The following is a 21196-nucleotide window of genomic DNA, read 5'->3' as shown; positions in this document are numbered from 1 at the left end:
ACAGCAATATAAGGAGCGCTGAGATGTCCCATTTCCAACATGATACGCTATTATTATTTTTGGGCATCGGCTTATTTTTGTTAGTGGCAACAATTATTGGTCAATTGTTAAAATATCGTCTTACATCACCTAATAGTGTTATCGATAATTTAAATACTCGCATCAATGCGTGGTGGGTAATGGTTGCCATTATTGGTTTAGCGTTTTGGTTTGGACAACTAGCAGTAATTTTTTTGTTTTTTGTTATTTCTGCTTTAGCATTGCGAGAGTTTCTTATTTTAACTCCTATCAATCGCTCTGACTTTTTTGCCCTAATCTTTGCTTTTGCAGTTGCTTTACCTGTGCAATATATTTTGGTTGCCTTAGCATGGTATGGTCTATTTAGTATCTTTATTCCGGTTTATGCTTTCTTGTTTCTGGCGATATTTGCCACAATAACTGGTTCAACCACTAATTTTTTGGCGAGAATAGCCGATGTGCAATGGGGATTGATGATTACGGTATATAGTATTTCGTGTGTGCCGGCATTATTAGTATTAGATATCGAAAATTACCAAGGGCGTAATCTATTACTCATTGCTTATTTAGTTTTAATCGTTCAGTTATCTGACGTGTTGCAGTACGTATTTGGTAAATTGTTTGGTAAACATAAAATTAGCCCAAATGTATCACCATCAAAGACGATTGAAGGCTTTATTGGTGGCGTTTTATCTGCTAGTTTTATTGGTGCCTGTATGTGTTGGATCACTCCGTTTACTTTTGTACAATCAGGACTTATTTCCTTAATGATCACTTTGTTAGGATTTATGGGTGGTCTAGTTATGTCTGCTATTAAACGTGATCGCGGGGTAAAAGATTGGGGCAAACTAATAGGTGGTCACGGTGGAATACTTGATCGTTTTGATTCTATTTGCTTTGCTGCGCCGATATTTTTTCATATCGTAAGATATTTTTGGCTAATATAGTTTTTAATGTGATGAAAAATATTAGCAAAACTATCATATAATCAAATAATTTCAAAAATTGATGCTAAAAAAGAGCAAAAAAAATGAATTTATGATATAAATACATGCATTGTATTAACGTTAGATATATGTAAGGACTATAATATGTTAAAAGAGCAAATGGTAGTAAAAAATTCAACTGGCTTACATGCCCGCCCAGTAACGACTTTGGTTAAATTAGCTGGCCGTTATAAATCATCAATCGAACTTGTTTATAACGATAAAGCCATTAAATTAAAAAGCATGATGGGGTTACTTGGTGCTGGTGTTAAAGGTGGTTCAACTGTTGAAATCATCTGTGATGGTGAAGATGAACAAGCAGCAATGGATGAAATCCGTGAATTATTTGCTACAGGCTTTGGTGAATAATTTTAAGCGATTTTAATTTAGCTTATTTTATTTACTGAGAAATGAAAATTCCGTCGACCAAGGTCGACGGAATTGTTTTAAAAGGGCATCAACTAAATACTTTTAAGTAGACCTAATAGATTACTAATCTTTGATGATTGAATCCAATTCTGTATGATCAATAGAAGGTAGTGATTTGGTAAAACATCGAGTTAGATAAAGTAAATAACAGAATCCAATTACTAACCAAATTAAACCTACCGTCATCGCTGTCGCTTCAAGACTGGTCCATAGCCATAACGAAAGTGATACACCAATTGCTGGCATTAATCCATATTTTAAAAGCATTGGTACTGTTTTTTTCGTACCACTTAGGTAACTTTTGATTACGCATAGGTTAACGAAGGTAAAGGCTACTAAGGCGCCAAAACTGATCATCGAAACGACTAAGCTTAAATCAAGTACCAAAGAGAGTAGGGAAAAACAGGAAACAAAAATAATTGATAAATAAGGTGTTCGAAAACGTGGATGAATTTTATAGAAGATCTGTTTTGGTAACACACCTTCACGTCCCATCGCATAAAAGATTCGTGACACACTAGTTTGTGCGGTCATTGTAGAGGCAAATACACCTGTCAAATAAGCGGTTTGGAAGAAATTATACATAAAATCATTTCCGTATTTGCCAAGTATATTGGTTAGATGACTTATGCTATCAACTCTACGCATTACATCTAAACTGGCGGTATCTTTATTATCAATAAAATCTGTCCATTGTGGGTAAGCTAAATGCGCACAATATGAGACAATTAAAAATATACAACCAGCAATCAATACGGTGCCGATAATTGCTCTTGGTAAGGTTTTTTTCGCATCATTGGATTCTTCTGCTAATGTTGCTATGGCATCAAAACCTAAGAAGGCAAGACATAATATGGCAGCTCCAGAAAATAAACCACTAAAATCATCGGTTGTGACTGATATTGGTTTTAACATTGTTTCAGGTGTTAAATGAACATTTGCCAATGTTAAAATAATAAACAATACGATGAATAATGCTTGAAAGAAGTTCAAAGTAATATTGGCCCAATTAATTAACTTGATTCCAAGGTAATTTAATACACTTACACCTATAATCGATGCCAATACATATACATAAGCCGGAATACTATCATAGAGTTCATGTAGATAGATCCCTAAAACCAAGTAATTTAATATTGGTAAAAATAGGTAATCAAGAATTTGTGCCCAACCAACTAGGAAACCAGCTTTTCCACCAAAAGTTCGTTGTACATAGGTATAAGCCGAACCAGCAATAGGTAGTTTATTTGCCATTCGGCAATAACTTAATGCTGTGAAAAAGATCATGGCAAGGGTGATGATATAGGCTACAGGTAAGTGTCCATTACTGACAACGGTAACTTCCCCATAAGTGGTAAAGATCCCTAAAGGAACCATATAAGCTAAACCAAATGCAATCAATGCAGGTGTGGTTAAAACTCGTTTCATTTTTATTGCGGACATGATTTAATTTGCTCCTCTGTCCCAAAAAACAATAAAAAACTACTAAGTATAGTTTTGCCTTTTTACCCGCTTAAAGCGGCAGGGAATTCTCCCACATTATTATAATTATGCAAGCTAATTTTTAGTAAAGATTATAAATTTGGACGATCTGTGTGCTTTTTCGAATTAAAAAAATATATGGCGACGGACAGTTAGTATTATTACTTGCTTTGATTGGTAAATTAATTATGCGATCTGATTATTAAAATTATAAACCATTTTATAAACAATTATATTTTTAATTAAAAATCGTGTATAAAGATTATAGAGAAAACAGTGATTAATTAAGAGGATATATTATGGAACCAATCCCCGTTCTACCTGTTGAATTAACTAGTGATGTTCTTTCAAATAAGTTGTTCGTTATTAGTATCTACCGGTTTTATTGGTGCAATGATTTTTGGTGTCCTTATTGGCTATTTTGTTAAATGGTTCAAAACTGTTAAGGTCCATCCGGTTATTGCTTCGGTTATGCCTGTGATGATCATACCAACCGTGACATTATTGGTCATGGCACCTATCTATATTTATGGCCTGTCTTATCCTCTTGATTGGTTCGTAAAAGCGATGGTGGAAACCTTAAAAGGTATGTCAGAAGTTAACGCTGCATTTTTAGGTATTGGAATCGGTGTTCTAGCTGCGCTTGATATGGGGGGACCTTGTAGTAAAGCGGCGACAGCCTTTACGTTAGCTGCTATGGCGGAAGGTGTTTATGGTCCTAATGGTGTGTTTCGTATGTGCTGTGCTATTCCTCCTTTAGGATTAGCAATATCTTCTTTACTGGTATCACGTTCTAAATACACCAAAGAAGAAAAAGAGTTTGGTATTACTGCGTTCTTTTTATCGTTAGCTGGTATTACCGAAGGCGCGATACCATTCGCTGCTAAAGATCCTAAACGAGTTATTCTTGCTATCGTTGTAGGTACTGCCGTTGCGGGTATGCTAGGTATGATTAATGGTATTGATTCTTTAGTTGCATTTGGTGGTTTAGTTGCACTTGGTGGTGTAACCAAAGGTGCAATGTGGTATGTGATTGATATGTTTATCGGAGCGTTTATTATTGCTGCGATTTTACACTTTACTCGAAAACCAGCAGTTGAAGGTGATGTTGTTGTTGATGCTGACTAGTAATAAAAAACTACCCCGATCTATTGGCGGGGTAGTGAATTTGTTTAAGGTTTATTAGGTTTGTTGATAAACCGTTTTGCCACCAACAATTGTGGTTAGTACTTTGACGTTTTGTATATCCGTTGCAGGAATGGTAAATGGATTGCGGTCTAAAATAATCAAATCAGCAAATTTCCCATTTTCGATAGAGCCGATATACTCATCTTGTTTTAACATATAAGCCGCACCAATTGTTGCACATCGTAGGACTTCAATAACAGTCAAATTGCGATCGCTATTCAAGCGTGGATGTTCAGCGTCAATTTGTCGAGTCATTGCGATTTGGAAATCATACCATTCGTTAAGTGGATCAATTGGCCAATCACTACCAAAGGCGCAGTTTACGCCGGCATCAATATATTGACCGTGGGCTTCTAAACCATTATAACGTTCAGCACCAAACAGAGTTTGGTATTGTTCAACCATTGCCGAGCTACAGCCAGCCCATTGGAATGAGAATACCACACTGGCTTTTAATTGTTTATAACGGACAAATTGATGCTTAGCACTGAGTTCATTATGTGCAGTACTAGGGCGAATATCTGCATCTGGCAGTGCTTTTCGCATCTTATCGATCGCGTTGAGAACCACTTCAATCGCACCTTCACCAACGGTATGCATATGGGGATGAAATCCTGCTTTAGAGGATTCTAGTATCAAAGCGTCTAGCATTTCTGTGGAATAATAGAGATCACCAAGGCGATCTTTTTCATTTTCTAATTGATAAGGTTCAAGTAATCGTGCTGTCATTAACGGCGCTTGCATCACACCATCGACAAATAATTTGGTATGCGATACTTTAATTCCCGGTTTTGGTTGCCAGTTTTTGTCGTTATAACGCTTAGCAAACTGCTTTACACGCTCAATTACAGCAGGTATGTCTTCAATAGAACCGACATCACCAGGTGGTAATTCACGAGCACCAAATAACCGTATTGAGAGTTCATCTTGTTGTTGTAATTTTAAAAACGCATTGGCTTGGGTTTCAGTAATACGAGCATCCATTACTGAAGTTACCCCTTGCTTATTTAATTCAGTTTGTGATAATTTAGCAATCTTTACGGCTTGTTCATCGGTAAGTTTAGAAATACTGTCAAATGCACGCATTGCAGGGGCATCTTCTAATATTCCATTTAACTCGCCATCTTTAGTACGTCCAATTTTGCCATCAGGAGGCTCTGGCGTATTACGGTCTAGTCCAAATTTATCTAAAGCAATGCTGTTAGCAACAAGTGTATGACAATCATTCGAAAATAGAATAATTGGGCGCTTGGTATTAAGTTTGTCAAGATCAAAGCGGGTTATGTCGGTCCCAATTGGTAATACCTCTTGACGTAACCAACCTCGAACTTGTAGCCAATTGGTACTATTTTTAGTGGAATCATTATCTAAATATTGTTGTATAATGGCTAAAGTGTCATCAACCGTTAAGCTCTGATAATTTAGGTTACATGATGATAATTGCATGCCGCCCCAAAAAGTATGTAAATGGGCGTCAATAATGCCAGGCATCATGGTTTTTCCTTGTAGATCATTGATTATAGTGCGATTATCAATATATTGAGTGTTATTTATCTCTTGTGTGGTGCCTGTTGCAATAATATAGCCGTTTCGAATTGCAATCGCTTCACAAACTGTATTGTATTTGTCAGCAGTGTATATGTAACCATTAATATAAATAACATCGGCTTTTGCCATTATTTTTGATTCCTTAAATAGAAGTTCAAAGTGAAGCGTGAACGATAGCAGATTTATAAAAAATTTGTCAAATGCAATAATTTTCTTTATTGTGTGCCAAGATTATGCTACAACTAATGTATTTAGTTACAGCGTCACAAGGTGAGCTTATGAAATACCAACAATTAGAAAACCTTGAATGCGGTTGGAAGTGGCACTATTTAGTAAAAAGACATTTAGAAGGTGAACCAATCACTCGTTATATTGAGAAGAGTGCAGCCAAGCAAGCCGTAAATGAACTACTATTATTAGAGCACAAACCGACAGCTGTCGTTGACTGGATTAAGCAGCATTTAAATCCCGATTTAGATAATCGCATGAAGCAAACCATTCGGGCAAGGCGAAAAAGGCATTTTAATGCTGAGCAACAAAATACACGTAAAAAGTCTATTGATTTGGAATTTCTAGTCTGGCAAAGATTAGCTAATTTAGCTAAACGCCGAGGATGTACGTTGTCACAAACAATTACGCAATTAATTGAAGATGCAGAGCAAAAAGAGCAATATGCAAGTAAAGTGTCGACAATTAAAGATGATTTACTGTCATTACTTGACGATAATTTAGACAGTAAATAACTTAAACTACAGGATAAATAGGTTTAATTATGGGAAAATCCCTTGTTATTGTGGAATCACCAGCAAAAGCAAAAACGATTAATAAATACCTTGGCAAAGATTTCGTGGTTAAATCAAGCGTGGGGCATATTCGAGATCTGCCAGTAAGTGGTAGTAGTCACCGCAATGAAAAAAACAGCAAAGATAAAGCTGAGAAGAAAGTAAAACGATCTGAAAAACAGATTTTAGTCGATCGTATGAGTGTTGACCCATATAATGGTTGGGAAGCACATTATGAAATTTTACCAGGCAAAGAACGGGTAGTTGATGAACTTAAAAAGTTAGCCAAAGATGCGGATATGATTTATCTCGCAACCGACTTGGATAGAGAAGGGGAAGCCATCGCGTGGCATCTAAAAGATGTTATTGGCGGTAGTGATGATAAGTATCGTCGCGTTGTGTTTAATGAGATCACTAAAACTGCTATACAAAATGCATTTAAACACCCTGCCATGTTGGATATGGATCGAGTTAATGCTCAGCAAGCCCGACGATTTATGGATCGCGTGGTTGGTTTTATGGTGTCGCCATTACTTTGGAAAAAAGTTGCACGAGGTTTGTCTGCCGGTCGTGTTCAATCAGTTGCGGTACGATTAGTCGTTGAACGAGAACGTGAAATTCATGCCTTTATTCCTGAAGAGTATTGGGAGCTTTATGCTGATTTAAAAACAGCTAATCAAGAAAAATTAACTATGCAAGTTACGCATTATAAAGATGATGCGTTCGAACCAAAAGATCGAGTGGCTATCGATATTGCGTTGACAGAGCTAAATAATAAGCAATATCAAGTTACCAAAATTGAAGAAAAACCGACGAAAAGTAATCCAACCGCACCATTTATTACTTCAACTCTACAACAGGCGGCAAGTACCCGTCTTGGCTTTGGAGTGAAGAAGACAATGATGTTAGCGCAGCGCTTATACGAAGCTGGATATATCACTTATATGCGTACCGACTCAACAAATTTGAGTCAAGATGCATTAAACATGGTTCGAGATTATATTGGCAAAAACTACGGTGATAAATATTTACCTAAATCACCGAATGTTTATACAAGTAAGAAAAATTCACAAGAAGCACATGAAGCTATTCGTCCATCAGATGTTAATATTCAAGCAACAAACCTAAGTGATGTAGAAGTTGATGCTGTTAAGTTGTATCAATTAATTTGGCGTCAATTTGTTGCCTGCCAAATGACTTCAGCTGAATATAACTCTATCACAGTAACTGTTAAAGCGGGTGATTTTACTTTAAAAGCGAAAGGTCGCACTTTACGTTTTGATGGTTGGACAAAAGTACAATCCCAGTTAAGTAAAAATAATGAAGACAAGATGTTACCAGTAGTATCGGTTGAAGATATTTTAGAACTACTCAGTTTAAATCCTGATCAACACTTTACTAAACCTCCTGCCCGTTACAATGAAGCCTCTTTGGTAAAAGAATTGGAAAAGCGAGAAATTGGTCGTCCTTCTACTTATGCAACGATCATTTCAACCATTCAAGACCGTGGATATGTTCGATTAGATAATCGTCGTTTTTATGCGGAAAAAATTGGAGAGATTGTTACTGATAGACTAACTGAAAACTTTAATGATCTTATGAGTTATGATTTTACCGCACGTATGGAGCATGCGCTTGATGAGATTGCGAATAAAAAACAAGAATGGCGCGAAGTTTTAGATCAATTTTTTGAAGATTTTAGTCAGCATCTTGAAATTGCAGAACAAGATCCAGAACATGGTGGAATGCAATTAAATCCGTTAGTTTTAACGCCGGAAATTAAATGTCCTAACTGTGGGCGTGAAATGGGAATTAAAACTGCAGGAACCGGGGTGTTTTTAGCTTGCTCTGGTTATGCTCTGCCACCTAAAGAGCGTTGTAAACAGACAATTAACTTAATTCCTGAACATGAAACATTGAACATTTTGGAAGAAGCGGAAACAGCAGAAACTAATGCATTAAGAGCACTTAAACGTTGTCCAAAATGTCATACAGCGATGGACAGCTATTTGCTGGATAATGAGCGTAAGTTGCACATTTGCGGTAATAACCCAATTTGTGATGGTTCATTAATTGAAAGGGGCACATTTAAAGTAAAAAGTTATGATGGTCCAATTATTGAATGTGAAAAATGTGGTTCAGAAATGCACCTCAAATCAGGCCGTTTTGGGCTTTATATGGGGTGTACTAACCAAGATTGTAAAAACACGCGTAAAATCTTAAAAAATGGTGATGTAGCTCCGCCTAAAGAAGATCCAGTTGATTTACCTGAATTAAAATGTACTAAATCAGATGCGCATTTTGTACTTAGAGATGGCGCTTCAGGTATCTTTTTAGCGGCGCACAATTTTCCTAAATCTAGAGAAACTCGTGCACCTTTAATTGAAGAGTTACAACGCTTTAAATATCGTTTACCGGAAAAGTTCATTTATCTAACCGAAGCACCAAGTCATGATCCAAATGGTAATCCGAGTGTTGTTCGCTTTAGTCGTAAAAGTAAGGAACAATATGTCACTTCTGAAGTGAACGGCAAATCTACCGGTTGGGTGATGCAATATGTTCATGGTAAATGGGTTAATAGTAAAAAATAGGTAAGAACACCTGGTCGTTTATTAATGAATCGGTCAGGTTAAGTAGCCGTTTTAGTATAAAAAAGCCGTTTTGTGCTAAAGTGTGAAAGGAATTACCTTACGATTTCCCTCTTTTTGACTTTTTGAATAGTTTTAAAAAGAGGGAAAGGTATACAGTTAAAGGAGCCTTTGTCATGAAGTTGCAACAACTGCGTTATATTGTTGAGGTCGTCAATAACGATCTAAATGTGTCACTTACCTCTGAAAAACTCTATACCTCTCAGCCTGGGATCAGTAAGCAGATTAAATTATTGGAAGATGAGCTCAATGTACAAATCTTTACCCGTGTAGGTAAACATCTTTCAGAAGTTACGCCAGTTGGTGAGCAAATTATTGCTTTAGCCCGTGAGATTTTAAATAAAGCACAAGATATTAAAATTTTAGCTAAAGAGTTTAGCCAGCCTAATCAAGGTTCATTAACCATTACAACAACCTATACTCAAGCTCGTTATACTTTACCAATTGTTATTCAGCAATTCATGCAACAGTATCCTAGTATAACACTTCATATGGAGCAAGGATCATCGCCGCAATGTCTCTTACAAGCGCAAACAGGGCAGGCTGATTTTGCTATCGTTACTGATTTATCTGAACTCAGCGATGATATGATTGCTATACCTTGCTATCATTGGAACCAAGCGGTGATTGTAATGAAAGATCATCCATTAGCTAAAAGTAGTTTAATTACTATCGACGAATTGTCTAAATATCCTTTAGTCAGTTATGACTTTTCTAATGATGGGTCTGATTTGAATCAAGCTTTTATTAAAGCCAATCAAATTCCTAATATTGTTTTTAGTACCACTGATGCGGAGCTGATTAAGACTTATGTTAAGTTAGGGGTAGGTGTTGGCATTGTCGCAAAAATGGCGGTTAACGAAAGATCTGATAGTGATTTTGTGGTACTTAATGCTGGGCATATATTTCCATATAGTACTACTTATATTGCCTTTGCTCGTTCGCTATTTCTACGCAATTATATGTATGATTTTATTAATCAGTTTTCGGCACATTTAAATAGGCAAACAGTTGATAGACTTATCTTATGTGAAAATAATGTGGCAGTACAGGCTATGTTTAATGGGATCAAGTTACCAGTTCGGTAGTAGGAAAATATTTTGCTTATAAATTTTAAACACCAAGCACAACAGATTATGCTTGGTGACTAATGTTATTTATGTCTAGCTTTTAAAATAGCAATGACATCTTGCATTGACAGATTTTGATCTTGTAGTAAGACCAATAAGTGATAGATTAAATCGGCTGATTCATTTTTTAACTCTTCTTTGTCGTGTACTGTAGCTGCAAGTGCCGTTTCAACACCTTCTTCTCCTACTTTTTGGGCAATACGCTTGGTACCATCATGGTAGAGTTTTGCCGTATAAGATGATTTAGGATCAGCATTTTTACGAGCACCAAGTAATTGTTCTAGATCGTATAAAAAGCCCCATTCAGTTTGGTTATTGTTAAAACAGCTATTTGTTCCAGTATGGCAAGTAGGGCCAATTGGATTAACTAAAATCAGTAGAGTATCATTATCACAATCGGTCGAAATACTTACCACATTTAAAAAGTTACCTGATGTTTCACCTTTGGTCCATAAGCGTTGTTTGGTACGCGAATAGAAGGTTACTTTGCCACTCGTTTGTGTCTGAGTTAATGCCTCTTGATTCATATAGCCAAGCATAAGCACTTCACCAGAAACATAGTGTTGTATGATAACCGGCATTAAATTATCAACTTTTTGCCAATCAAGTTGTTTAGTGTCTATTTGCATTTGGGAATGTTGAGTTAACATAATCGGATTTCTACTCCATGTTGAGCTAAATATTGTTTAAGTTCACCAATATTAATTATTTGTTTGTGAAAGACGGAAGCGGCTAAAGCACCATCAACGTTGGCCTCTTTAAAAGCTTGTAAAAAGTGTTCCATCGTACCTGCGCCGCCAGAGGCAATCAGTGGTACTTGGCAAACTTCTCGAATTGTTTTTAGTTGTTTTAGATCGTAACCATTACGGACACCATCTTGATTCATCATGTTTAGCACTATTTCACCTGCGCCTCGTTTTTGTACTTCTTGCACCCAATCAAGCGTATTCCATTTGGTTGCCACTGTGCGTTTTTCATCGCCGGTAAATTGATAAACATGGTAACTATCGGAATCTTTATCATACCAAGTATCAATCCCCACCACGATACACTGCACTCCATAACAATCCGCTAATTCAGTAATTAAACTCGGATTAGCTAATGCAGGAGAGTTGATTGAAATTTTATCCGCACCAAAAGTTAAGATTTGTCCTGCATCTTCAACCGTTTTTATACCGCCAGCGACACAAAAGGGGATATCTATTACTTCAGCAACTTTTGCCACCCAACTTTTGTCAACTACTCGACCGTCGGATGAGGCCGTAATATCATAGAATACCAATTCGTCGGCCCCTTCTTCGGCATAGCGTTTGGCTAATGGTACAATATCACCAATGATTTCATGATTACGAAATTGTACTCCTTTTACAACTTGTCCATCACGGACATCCAAACAAGGTATTATCCTTTTTGCCAACATGCAATTGCCTCCTGAACTGTAAATTTGCCTTCGAGTAATGCTCGACCGACGATGATACCTGCAACACCGCTCTCTTGTAACGCTTTAACATCGTCCAATTGTCCAATTCCGCCAGAAGCTTGAAAAGCAATAGTTGGGTATTTTTGGCTGATCTCTTGATATAGTTTTACATTAGAGCCACTTAGCGTTCCATCTTTGGAAATATCTGTACATAGTACATGTTTCAAGCCATAGGGTAGATAATCATCAATAACTTGTTCCAAGGTTTGTTTAGAATCTTCTTGCCAACCATGAATAGCGACGTTTTTGTTACCTTGTTGGTCAATACGAACATCTAAGGCTAACACCAAAGATTCAGGGCCATAAGTATCAAACCATTTTTTTACCAAATCAGGCTGTTTAATGGCTGTTGAACCAATAACTACGCGGGTGGCACCTGCTGATAATAATGCTTTAACATCTTCTTCTGTCCGAATTCCACCACCAATTTGTACTGGAACTTGTACACCATTAATCAGGGATTTTATCAATGAGATTTGTCGAGCTTGCGGATCTTTAGCGCCAGTTAAATCAACTAGATGTAATAGTTTCGCACCTTGCTTTTGATAATCTTGTAGACGAGCTAAAGGATCATTACCATAATCTCGTTTTTGGTCATAATCACCTTGATGTAACCGCACAACAGTACCATCAATTAAATCAAGCGCGGGAATGATAATAGGATAAACTGCCATAGTTACATCTCCAAAAAGTTCTTGAGCAATTTTGCACCGGCTGAGCCAGAACGCTCGGGATGAAATTGCACACCGTAAAAGTTGTCTTTTTGCACGGCAGCGGTAAAGCTTTCGCCGTAATTGGTTTCTGCGATAGTTGATGAGCATAATGGTAAGGCGTATCCATGTACAAAGTAAAAGTAAGCACCATCAGGAATATCTCTAAATAGATGATGTCCGGCTTTTGGGTTGACTTGATTCCAGCCCATATGTGGTAGTGGTAATCCACAATCAGGAATTTGTACTACTTTTTCGTGAATAATACCTAAGGTATCGACATGACCTTCATTACTATAATCAGCTAAAAGTTGCATACCGAGGCAGATACCTAATACTGGTTGAGTACAGACTTTGATAAGCTCAATTAAATTACGTTCTTTTAATTTTTGCATTGCAGCAGAAGCTGAACCAACCCCTGGTAAAAATAGTTTGTCAGATTCGAGTACCGTATCAGGATCAAGACTAATAATCGGATTATAGCCTAATCTCTGTATTGCATATTTGACTGAGGAAAGATTAGCACAGCCAGTATCTAGAATGACAATTTTCATCTATAACACTCCTTTTGAGCTAGGTAATCTGTCACTTTCAATTTTAATCGCTTGTTTGAGTGTTCTAGCAAAGGCTTTAAATAAGCTTTCGATACGATGGTGGTCATTATCACCGGTTGTTTCAATGTGCAAGGTAATTGCCATAGTATAACTTAGAGAATAGAAGAAATGTTCAACCATTTGTGTGCTCATATCGCCAACTTTCGGATCACTGAATTGCGCCGAAAACTTGAGGTAAGGTCGACCTGAAATATCCATTGCACATTTTGCTAAACACTCATCCATTGGAATAACTGATGCATAACGAGTGATACCTCGTTTATCGCCAAGTGCTTTTTTTAGTGCTTCGCCTAAGGCAAGACCAGTATCTTCAATAGTGTGGTGATCATCTATATGTAAATCGCCTTCTACTTGAATGTTTAATTTGATACCGCCATGAGTGGCGATTTGGTCAAGCATGTGATCAAAAAAACCAATGCCGGTATTAATTTGACTGCCACCTTGTCTATCTAACCAAACTTCAACTAAAATTTTGGTTTCTTTGGTATTTCGTTCAACTTTAGCATAACGATCTGCTGTGGTTAAACGTTGGGCTATTTCATCCCAATTAAGTGATTCTGGATTATATTGTAATCCTTTTATTTGCATATTTTCAGAAAGTTGCATATCTGTGACCCTGTCACCGATGACGTAACTATTTTGTTTATCTAACTTACCACTGGTTAAATAAGGTAGAACTAAAGTGATTTTCGGCTTACGACATTCACAATTATCTTGAGGAAAATGAGGGCAGATCAGTACATCTTCAAAGTTAACACCTTGTGATTCGAATATTTGCATCATTAAATTATGCGGTCCATCAAAATCAGCTTGCGGATAACTACTGGTTCCTAATCCATCTTGATTGGTAACCATAACTAATTTGTAACCAGCTGCTTGTAGTTTTAGTAGTGCTGGGATCACATTAGGTTCAAATGCAAGTTTTTCAAAACTATCAACTTGATAATCAATAGGGGGTTCAACTATCAATGTTCCATCACGATCGATAAATAAATATTTTTGTAACATACTTGCTCCTATTATATCGCTTTGAGTGCAGTTATTACTGCTTCACATTCTGCTTGTGTACCAATCGAAATTCGCACAAAACCATCTTGGCCAATTGATTTGCTTTGATCACGCAAAATAATGCCTTCATTCCATAATTTGCTAAATACCTCTTTATTACTTTGAAATTTCACGCATAAATAATTTGATTCACTAGGATAAACTTTTTCGACAATTGGTAAAGCAGTAAGTTGTTTAGCAAACTTCTCTTTTTGATTATTTAGATTGATGACATGCAATTTCATCGTTTCGATACCTTCTTTACTCAATGCCTGAGTGGCAATGTCCGCTACTGGGGTAGCGAGAGGGTATGGAGCGATCACTTTTTGTAAAGCATCAATTACTGGTTTATTTGCTAAAGTGAAGCCACAACGTAGTCCTGCTAGCGCAAAAGCTTTCGATAAAGTTCGTAAAATAACTAGGTGAGGATAATTTGCAAGCCAGCTCACAACTGTTGAATTTGGAGAAAACTCAATATAAGCTTCATCAATAATCACTAAAGCGCGATTTTCGGCTAGTTTAAGTAAAGTTTTAATATCATCTTGGTCTATTAAATTACCAGTTGGATTATTAGGTGAACATACATAGATCAATTTAACATTGTCTAGATTTTGTTTAATTCGGTCTAAATCAAGTTGCCAATTAGATTTACTTGGTACGGTTTTGGTTTTTATACCTAGTGTTTCGGCACTGACTTGATACATACCATAAGTTGGTGGGCAATAAAGCACAGTATCGGTTTCTGGCTCACAAAAAGCACGCATTAATAGCTCTATTGCTTCATCGGCACCCCGACTAACAATCACTTGCTCTGGGGTAACACCAGCATATTGCGCATAACGATTAATTACTTGTTCGGGTTGTGCTTCAGGATAGCGGTTTAAGTTTTGTTCAGTTAACTGAAAGTTGGGTGCAACAGGGTATTCATTGGCATTTAGCCATACATCACCATTACCGCCTATACGTCTAGCTGATTGATAAGGCGTCAATTTTTGTACGTTCTTTCTGACTAATTGATTAATGTCCATTTTATTCACCTATTTTTCAGAATCTGAGTTAAGTTTAGCTAAACGAATAGTTACGGCATTTTTGTGGGCGGTAAGTTGCTCAGCTTGAGCCATTAGCTCAACAGCATTACCGATTGCTTTTAACCCTTCAGCAGTCAATTTTTGTACTGTCATACGTTTTTGAAAATCGGCTAAACCAAGGCTCGAGTAAGTAGCGGTATAACCATAAGTAGGTAATACGTGATTAGTACCAGAGGCATAATCTCCAGCAGATTCTGGTGACCAATTCCCTAAGAATATCGAACCAGCACTATTAATTTTATCAACTAATTCATCAGCATTTTGTGTTTGAATAATTAAATGCTCCGGTCCATAGCGATTACTGATATTCACACATTCTTCTAAATCTTTAGTAACAATAAGTCGGCTCTCTTGTAACGCTTTTTCAGCAATTCCTTGACGTGAAAGTTGAGCAAGTTGCTTATCAACTTCGATTGAGACTGCTTGGGCGATCTTCTCATCTGGTGTAAGTAGTACAACCTGTGAATCGGGGCCATGTTCAGCTTGAGAAAGTAAATCAGCCGCAATAAACGCCGGATTAGCGGAACTATCGGCAATGACCAAGACTTCTGACGGGCCGGCTGGCATATCTATTGCTGCGCCATCCAATCGTTGGCTAACTTGGCGTTTCGCCTCGGTAACATAGGCATTACCGGGACCAAATATTTTATCGACTTTAGGAACTGATTGAGTTCCTAATGCCATTGCCGCAATCGCTTGTGCGCCCCCCAATTGATAAATTTCAGTTACACCACAAAGCTCAGCCGCATATAAAATCTCGTCAGCAATTGGTGGAGGTGAACATAAAATCACTTTACGACAACCGGCAATTTTAGCTGGAATGGCTAACATTAATACGGTTGATAGCAACGGAGCCGAACCACCCGGTATATACAGACCTACCGAATCAATTGGTCTAGTAACTGACTGACATTTGATGCCAGGCATCGTTTCCACTGTTATAGTTTGTCTAACTTGTGCTTGGTGAAATTTTTTAATATTACTTACCGCTAATTGCATCGCCTGTTTTAATTCTGGTTTAACACGGCTAGTTGCTGTTTTTATCTCGTCTTTAGTTAATTTGATTTGCTTAATTTGTACTTTATCAAATTTATTACTTAATTCTTTTAGAGCTTCATCGCCATTTTGTTTTACTTGCGTCAAAATATCTTTAACCGCTTGGCTAATAGTATCAGAAGCAGCTATAGCAGGACGAGTTAGTAATTCTGCTTGTTTTTCTTTAGAACATTGTTGCCAATATGATAGTTTCATTTGATTACTCCATCATTTTTTCAATTGGTAATACAAGGATTGAACTTGCACCTAATGCTTTTAGTTTTTCCATGGTTTCCCAGAATAATGATTCAGTACTCACCATATGTAGTGCTACCCGATTTTTTTCGCCAGTTAATGGTAAAATGGTTGGATTTTCTGCACCTGGTAATAATGATACGACTTGATCTAAAACGGCTGTTGGAGCGTGCAGCATAATGTATTTGGATTCACGAGCTTGAATTACCCCTTGAATACGGGTCATCACTTTGTCGATTAATGCTTGTTTCATCGGCGACATTTCACCTTCTCGTTGAATTAAACAAGCTTTCGATTTATAAATAACTTCAATTTCTTGTAGACCATTAGCTTCTAATGTGGCTCCACTAGAGACTAAATCACAAATTACATCAGCAAGGCCAGCTCGTGGTGCAACTTCTACAGAACCATTAAGTAGACAGGTTTTAAAATTGACATTGTATTGTGAAAGGTAACGGCGGAGTAGGTGAGGATATGTGGTTGCAATGCGTAAATTATTTAAACATTCTGGTCCGCTATAAACAAAATCACGAGGAGCAGCAATTGATAAGCGACAGCCACCAAAATCAAGGCGACGTAAGGTTTTATATTGTGGGTTTTCACCTTCGGCTTGTCTATCAAGAACTTCTTCTTCTAACACATTCTCACCGACTATACCTATATCGACAACTCCATCAATAACGAGTCCTGGAATATCGTCATCTCGAACTCGTAAAATATCAATTGGCATATTTTCAGCAAAAGCAATTAAGCGTTGTTCTTGCAAATTGATTTTTATACCACATTGTGCCAATAATTTTTTCGACTCATCGCTTAAACGTCCCGACTTTTGCATTGCTATACGTAAACGTGAATTATCCAACATATTATTCTCCAACTTGTTTAAATAAATTTATAAACCACAAATAAAAAACCCTCGGAAGACTGATCTTCCGAGGGTTCTCTAAATGCTTTCGTGATATCACCGGAAGACCTTTTGTCTTCCAGCACCAATCGCCCGAAGACTATTCAGGAATGATGGTGATGATGATGTTTAGTAACGAAAACACAAAAACAATTCATAAAAAATAAAACCTTTAAATTTAACTGTTGTACAAAATATAATATAAATGACTAACTAGCAACTTAATTTTGTCGATTTATTAAAAAAATATAAAAAATTCAAATTTTTTAATTATCTGTTTTGTCTTAATTCATTCCGTGATCTTGAATTTAACGGTAATATTATTTCATCGTCAGATGTTCATAATAGCTTTATGTCGGCATTGATGCGATTTGCAACAGTAATGGATATTGAATCATTCATTGAAACAAATTAATAAGTTAAAATACTTTTTCTTAATTTTTGAGGATTAATAAAAAATCCTCATTTTTTGACATAAATATTTATCCGTGATAATCATAACTGAAAGGAATTTTGTTATAGCTAGTTTTATAAATTGGATTTTATATGGATCATCCTGCTAATCATATCGATAGTTACATTTTTGTTTGGTTTTTCATGATACCATTTTTTTATGGTATTTATACGTTTTCGTTAATATTTGTTTTTGTCCGGATGCATTGGATTATCAAAGCAATTTTTACAATTCCAATGGTTGTTTGGTTAATATTTTGCTTTATGCATACCAATCTTATTATTTTTCTATTTACATTAACAGGTATGGTTTTTCCAATAATACTTCGACTATGCCAATTACAAGCAAAAAAATCTTATGGTATAAAACGTAAATTCGCTTCAATATTTAGTTATGTATTATTACCATTATTTTGTACTTTCTTTTGGCCAGCCTATTTAATAGCTCCTATAGTTGTAGAATTTGTAGAAAGTAGACCCAGTAGTGAATGTAGAGAAAATGGACGTTTAGTTGAATTGTCTAAAGATACTATTCTGCGAGTTTATCCTAATTCCAAATATTCACCATTTTGGATTAAAAAATTACATGATTCTACTTCTGTAAATATTTCTGAAAAAGATTTTTGTGAGCAGTTTTCCCATACTCAAGCCTATCAAATTGACAAAATCAGTGAAATTAGAATTAATTCAGGGAATTTATGCATTCATCCAACATCTAAAGCAATAATCGCTTATTGCAGTAATATAAAAAATGAACTTTTAAAATTGGATAGTTTAGACATCGAATTTGTGAAAAAAAATAAAGATGAAGTTAGTGGTATTCGGCTTAAATCATTTCAGAAAAGATTAGAAAATATAAAGGAGATAAAGAGAAATAGAAATTCAGAAGATTGGTATGGAGATTGGCTTGAGACAAAACAATTCAATAATGGCATAGAATTACATAGATTTTATAAACATGAAAACACACTAATCATTCCTCAAGTAGATTGGTTGCCACCGCAAACAGAAGCTTTAGAAATTAATTGCTACCGTAAAAGTGTTTTAAGGTGTACTTATAATTATGAGTATAATCAAGATTGGAATGTATCCGTTTTCTATATATTCAATATTGGAGATAGTATCGAAAATGAATATGACGATAATAATATGCCAGTTTATGATCAAACTTTCATTGATATGAATTTAGAAGGTGCGCAAAAAGCTCATCAAATAGTAGAAGATTTTATTGAAGCTCTTAGTGTGAAATGAATTAATATTATACTTTTTAGTCATCATTAATATGAAAAATGGTAATAAGTAAAATTGAACGGAGCGCGATTATAGATTATAGAAAATTTGGTATATTGGAACGAGTATTGACTCTTAAATATTCAATCAAATCTTTTTAAAAAGAGACTTATATTAGCGTTCGAATATTTTAGGTATCAATTCATAGCTTTGCTTCTATACAGATTATGGGGATCTATCTCGACCGTTTGCTACGTTTGCCTGTTGCAGGTCATAAAGAAGTAGGGTGATGGAAATATTTGCGAGGAATTGCATGAAAGAGAGAGAAATAAGAGCAGTATTTGATGAAGAAACAATAACAGTTTATCAAGCATACAGAAAAGAGATAGCTTTATCAGCGATAAAAGCTCAAACATTTGTGCCGCCATTTAAAATAGAGAGAATGACATGGATTAAACCTTCTTTTCTTTGGATGATGTATCGATCAGGATGGGCACAAAAAGAGGGGCAAGAACATATTTTAGCTATTAAATTAAAACGCGAAGGTTTTGAATGGGCTTTAAAACAGGCATGTTTATCCACTTTCAACAATTCTGTTTACTCCAATCATTCAATTTGGCAAGAACAATTAAGCAAAACTCCTGTACGTGTACAATGGGACCCAGAAAAAAATATTCGACTTGAAAATTTGGATTTCAAATCTATACAAATTGGTTTAAAAAATGAAGCGGTTAAAAAGTATGTTGAAGATTGGATTATTCAAATTGACGACATTACTGACTATGTAAAGTCAATTCATCAATTTATTCTTAATAATCAAATAGAAAAAGCAAGCGAAATGCTGCCTATTGAAAAAATTTATCCTTTACCGGATTCAATCAAACGTATAATAAATGCTGATTAAAACTAATCAGTTTTCTAATTATTGGATTTTTTAAGATTAAAATTATGCCATTTTTAATGGCAAGGAATATTTATCATATGATTTAAGTTTGGCTTATATAGGAGTTTGTTGGTTAATAATGAATATTATGTCAACTCATGAAATATACATCAAATATAAGTAAAATTTTAAAAAGTCATTTTTTTGTCCTTGAAATGAGCAAAATAGAATGACTAAATGATAAAAACTTCAATGAAAAACGACCTTGAATATGGATATAGCTAATTGAATCGAGCATTATTTTATAGAAAATTTGGACTACCTGAACAAGTATTGACGCTTGAATATGCAGATAAATCATCCTTAAAAGAAAATTGCGTTAGAGTTCAAATGTTATATGCACCCATCAATGCTTCCGATCTTATTCCAATTACTGGCGCTTATCAGCATCGTATCATACTGCCACAGATTGCTGGTTATGAAGGAGTAGGTAAAGTTATAGAAGCTCCACTATCTTATCAACATCTGATTGGAAAACGCGTTTTACCGCTAAGAGGCGAGGGTACTTGGCAATCTTTGGTTGATTCACCAGCTGAGTATGCTATTCCCGTTCCCGATTATATTGAAAGTAAGATTGCAGCACGAGCATATATTAACCCTGTTGCAGCATGGCTGATGATTAAACAGTTTTTACCCAAAGGAAAACATATTCTTGTTACAGCGGCAGGTAGTGATTGTGCAAAATTGCTATGCAAATTGGCAATAAAATTTGCAGCTTTATCTGTTACAGTTATCTGTCGTTCTGATAATGATGCGCAATATTATAATAAATATGCAATCAAACATATAAAGCAAGATGATAAGCAAACTATCGAATATTTTGCCAGACAAACTGATATTGTTTTTGATGCTGTTGGTGGTGAGCTTGCGGAAACAATTTTGGCGCATATGCCTGATTCAAGTGAATTTGTCTCTTATGGTCTGCTTTCTGGTGCTTTTTTTCAGCCTAAAAAGCGATTACCTAAAGTTCATTGGTTTCATATTCGTTACTATTTAAACCAAATAAGTCAACATCAATGGCTAAAGATGTTCGATGATATATGGCCTATATTAGATGTAACTGATTTAAATGTAGTAAGTTTATTTAAATTTAATGATTGGCAAGAAGCGATAAAAACTTATCGGCAACCCTATAGAAACAATAAACCATTATTAACATTTGATTGAAATATAGATATTATAATATTTTATTAATTAATAGGATTTAAATATTTATGCCATTTACC

At 35.8% G+C, this 21196-nt stretch carries 19 protein-coding genes and 1 other annotated feature; of the genes, 9 read left to right on the top strand and 10 right to left on the bottom strand.

All coding sequences use genetic code 11. The annotated features are described in order from the left end of the window. Nucleotides 1-23: 23 nt before the first annotated feature. The gene (locus tag AC5LXI_RS09775) at nucleotides 24-965 is read left to right on the top strand and encodes a phosphatidate cytidylyltransferase (protein WP_493442142.1); all 942 of its coding nucleotides are present in this window, start codon (nucleotides 24-26) and stop codon (nucleotides 963-965) included. A gap of 144 nt (nucleotides 966-1109) precedes the next feature. Then, complete coding sequence (locus AC5LXI_RS09770) at nucleotides 1110-1373, top strand: HPr family phosphocarrier protein (RefSeq protein ID WP_034913021.1); 264 nt, start codon at nucleotides 1110-1112, stop codon at nucleotides 1371-1373. Between the two features lie 123 nt (nucleotides 1374-1496). Here AC5LXI_RS09770 and AC5LXI_RS09765 read toward each other — a convergent pair whose 3' ends face one another. Continuing rightward, a complete protein-coding gene (locus AC5LXI_RS09765; protein WP_493442141.1) occupies nucleotides 1497-2876 on the bottom strand; it encodes an APC family permease in 1380 nt (459 codons plus the stop codon). Nucleotides 2877-3254: 378 nt separating this feature from the next. On the opposite strand from AC5LXI_RS09765, the gene AC5LXI_RS09760 reads away from it, so the two are divergent. Further along, nucleotides 3255-4043: a fructose-specific PTS transporter subunit EIIC gene (locus AC5LXI_RS09760; protein WP_493444286.1), complete on the top strand. Its 789-nt coding sequence runs from the start codon at nucleotides 3255-3257 to the stop codon at nucleotides 4041-4043. Between the two features lie 54 nt (nucleotides 4044-4097). Here AC5LXI_RS09760 and AC5LXI_RS09755 read toward each other — a convergent pair whose 3' ends face one another. Continuing rightward, nucleotides 4098-5780 (bottom strand): amidohydrolase, encoded by a 1683-nt coding sequence (locus AC5LXI_RS09755; RefSeq protein ID WP_493442140.1) that lies wholly within the window; start codon nucleotides 5778-5780, stop codon nucleotides 4098-4100. A 149-nt stretch (nucleotides 5781-5929) separates the two neighbouring features. On the opposite strand from AC5LXI_RS09755, the gene matP reads away from it, so the two are divergent. The 3 genes from matP (at nucleotide 5930) to cysB (ending at nucleotide 10169) form a co-directional block, all read left to right on the top strand. Further along, nucleotides 5930-6394, top strand: a complete 465-nt coding sequence (gene matP / locus AC5LXI_RS09750) for a macrodomain Ter protein MatP (protein ID WP_493442139.1) — start codon at nucleotides 5930-5932, stop codon at nucleotides 6392-6394. Between the two features lie 29 nt (nucleotides 6395-6423). Next, a complete protein-coding gene (gene topA / locus AC5LXI_RS09745) occupies nucleotides 6424-9024 on the top strand; it encodes a type I DNA topoisomerase (RefSeq protein ID WP_493442138.1) in 2601 nt (866 codons plus the stop codon). A 173-nt stretch (nucleotides 9025-9197) separates the two neighbouring features. After that, on the top strand, nucleotides 9198-10169 hold the full coding sequence (gene cysB / locus AC5LXI_RS09740) for an HTH-type transcriptional regulator CysB (protein WP_065578664.1): 972 nt from the start codon (nucleotides 9198-9200) through the stop codon (nucleotides 10167-10169). A 65-nt stretch (nucleotides 10170-10234) separates the two neighbouring features. On the opposite strand, the gene hisIE is transcribed toward cysB, so the two are convergent. From hisIE to hisG, 8 genes are read right to left on the bottom strand one after another with little or no spacing between them, the layout of a single operon-like run. Next, entirely contained in the window at nucleotides 10235-10834 is a 600-nt protein-coding gene (gene hisIE, locus AC5LXI_RS09735; RefSeq protein WP_086320729.1) for a bifunctional phosphoribosyl-AMP cyclohydrolase/phosphoribosyl-ATP diphosphatase HisIE, read from the bottom strand. Between the two features lie 20 nt (nucleotides 10835-10854). Beyond that, complete coding sequence (gene hisF / locus AC5LXI_RS09730; protein ID WP_493442137.1) at nucleotides 10855-11631, bottom strand: imidazole glycerol phosphate synthase subunit HisF; 777 nt, start codon at nucleotides 11629-11631, stop codon at nucleotides 10855-10857. Further along, entirely contained in the window at nucleotides 11613-12350 is a 738-nt protein-coding gene (gene hisA / locus AC5LXI_RS09725; RefSeq protein WP_493444285.1) for a 1-(5-phosphoribosyl)-5-[(5-phosphoribosylamino)methylideneamino]imidazole-4-carboxamide isomerase, read from the bottom strand. Before hisA ends, hisF begins: the two co-directional genes overlap by 19 nt. A gap of 17 nt (nucleotides 12351-12367) precedes the next feature. Continuing rightward, entirely contained in the window at nucleotides 12368-12955 is a 588-nt protein-coding gene (gene hisH / locus AC5LXI_RS09720; protein ID WP_065613039.1) for an imidazole glycerol phosphate synthase subunit HisH, read from the bottom strand. Further along, nucleotides 12956-14023 (bottom strand): bifunctional histidinol-phosphatase/imidazoleglycerol-phosphate dehydratase HisB, encoded by a 1068-nt coding sequence (hisB, locus tag AC5LXI_RS09715; protein WP_493442136.1) that lies wholly within the window; start codon nucleotides 14021-14023, stop codon nucleotides 12956-12958. Between the two features lie 11 nt (nucleotides 14024-14034). Further along, nucleotides 14035-15090 (bottom strand): histidinol-phosphate transaminase, encoded by a 1056-nt coding sequence (gene hisC / locus AC5LXI_RS09710; protein WP_493442135.1) that lies wholly within the window; start codon nucleotides 15088-15090, stop codon nucleotides 14035-14037. A 9-nt stretch (nucleotides 15091-15099) separates the two neighbouring features. Beyond that, complete coding sequence (gene hisD / locus AC5LXI_RS09705) at nucleotides 15100-16401, bottom strand: histidinol dehydrogenase (protein WP_493442134.1); 1302 nt, start codon at nucleotides 16399-16401, stop codon at nucleotides 15100-15102. A gap of 4 nt (nucleotides 16402-16405) precedes the next feature. Further along, nucleotides 16406-17305, bottom strand: a complete 900-nt coding sequence (hisG, locus tag AC5LXI_RS09700; RefSeq protein ID WP_493442133.1) for an ATP phosphoribosyltransferase — start codon at nucleotides 17303-17305, stop codon at nucleotides 16406-16408. 39 nt (nucleotides 17306-17344) lie between these two features. After that, nucleotides 17345-17470: a sequence feature (His leader region), on the bottom strand. A 420-nt stretch (nucleotides 17471-17890) separates the two neighbouring features. Between hisG and AC5LXI_RS09695 the strand changes: the two genes are divergently transcribed. From AC5LXI_RS09695 to AC5LXI_RS09685, 3 genes are all read left to right on the top strand, one after another. Then, the gene (locus tag AC5LXI_RS09695; protein ID WP_086361908.1) at nucleotides 17891-19048 is read left to right on the top strand and encodes a hypothetical protein; all 1158 of its coding nucleotides are present in this window, start codon (nucleotides 17891-17893) and stop codon (nucleotides 19046-19048) included. Nucleotides 19049-19340: 292 nt separating this feature from the next. Next, nucleotides 19341-19931, top strand: a complete 591-nt coding sequence (locus tag AC5LXI_RS09690) for a DUF4291 domain-containing protein (RefSeq protein ID WP_110453365.1) — start codon at nucleotides 19341-19343, stop codon at nucleotides 19929-19931. A gap of 264 nt (nucleotides 19932-20195) precedes the next feature. Continuing rightward, a complete protein-coding gene (locus AC5LXI_RS09685) occupies nucleotides 20196-21137 on the top strand; it encodes a zinc-dependent alcohol dehydrogenase family protein (protein WP_493442132.1) in 942 nt (313 codons plus the stop codon). The last annotated feature ends 59 nt before the right edge of the window (nucleotides 21138-21196 follow it).

The sequence above is a fragment of the Gilliamella sp. LMG 34361 genome, assembly GCF_984569075.1.
The sequence above is the reverse complement of the archived record's forward strand: the minus strand, read 5'-3'. Positions and strand labels throughout refer to the sequence as shown.

Excerpts from the sequence above, each read along its gene's own strand:
- AC5LXI_RS09775 (WP_493442142.1), top strand. The coding sequence starts at position 24 with ATGTCCCATTTCCAACATGATACGCTATTATTATTTTTGGGCATCGGC.
- AC5LXI_RS09770 (WP_034913021.1), top strand. The coding sequence starts at position 1,110 with ATGTTAAAAGAGCAAATGGTAGTAAAAAATTCAACTGGCTTACATGCC.
- AC5LXI_RS09765 (WP_493442141.1), bottom strand. The coding sequence starts at position 2,876 with ATGTCCGCAATAAAAATGAAACGAGTTTTAACCACACCTGCATTGATT.
- AC5LXI_RS09760 (WP_493444286.1), top strand. The coding sequence starts at position 3,255 with ATGTTCTTTCAAATAAGTTGTTCGTTATTAGTATCTACCGGTTTTATT.
- AC5LXI_RS09755 (WP_493442140.1), bottom strand. The coding sequence starts at position 5,780 with ATGGCAAAAGCCGATGTTATTTATATTAATGGTTACATATACACTGCT.
- matP (WP_493442139.1), top strand. The coding sequence starts at position 5,930 with ATGAAATACCAACAATTAGAAAACCTTGAATGCGGTTGGAAGTGGCAC.
- topA (WP_493442138.1), top strand. The coding sequence starts at position 6,424 with ATGGGAAAATCCCTTGTTATTGTGGAATCACCAGCAAAAGCAAAAACG.
- cysB (WP_065578664.1), top strand. The coding sequence starts at position 9,198 with ATGAAGTTGCAACAACTGCGTTATATTGTTGAGGTCGTCAATAACGAT.
- hisF (WP_493442137.1), bottom strand. The coding sequence starts at position 11,631 with ATGTTGGCAAAAAGGATAATACCTTGTTTGGATGTCCGTGATGGACAA.
- hisH (WP_065613039.1), bottom strand. The coding sequence starts at position 12,955 with ATGAAAATTGTCATTCTAGATACTGGCTGTGCTAATCTTTCCTCAGTC.
- hisB (WP_493442136.1), bottom strand. The coding sequence starts at position 14,023 with ATGTTACAAAAATATTTATTTATCGATCGTGATGGAACATTGATAGTT.
- hisC (WP_493442135.1), bottom strand. The coding sequence starts at position 15,090 with ATGGACATTAATCAATTAGTCAGAAAGAACGTACAAAAATTGACGCCT.
- hisD (WP_493442134.1), bottom strand. The coding sequence starts at position 16,401 with ATGAAACTATCATATTGGCAACAATGTTCTAAAGAAAAACAAGCAGAA.
- hisG (WP_493442133.1), bottom strand. The coding sequence starts at position 17,305 with ATGTTGGATAATTCACGTTTACGTATAGCAATGCAAAAGTCGGGACGT.
- AC5LXI_RS09695 (WP_086361908.1), top strand. The coding sequence starts at position 17,891 with ATGGATCATCCTGCTAATCATATCGATAGTTACATTTTTGTTTGGTTT.
- AC5LXI_RS09690 (WP_110453365.1), top strand. The coding sequence starts at position 19,341 with ATGAAAGAGAGAGAAATAAGAGCAGTATTTGATGAAGAAACAATAACA.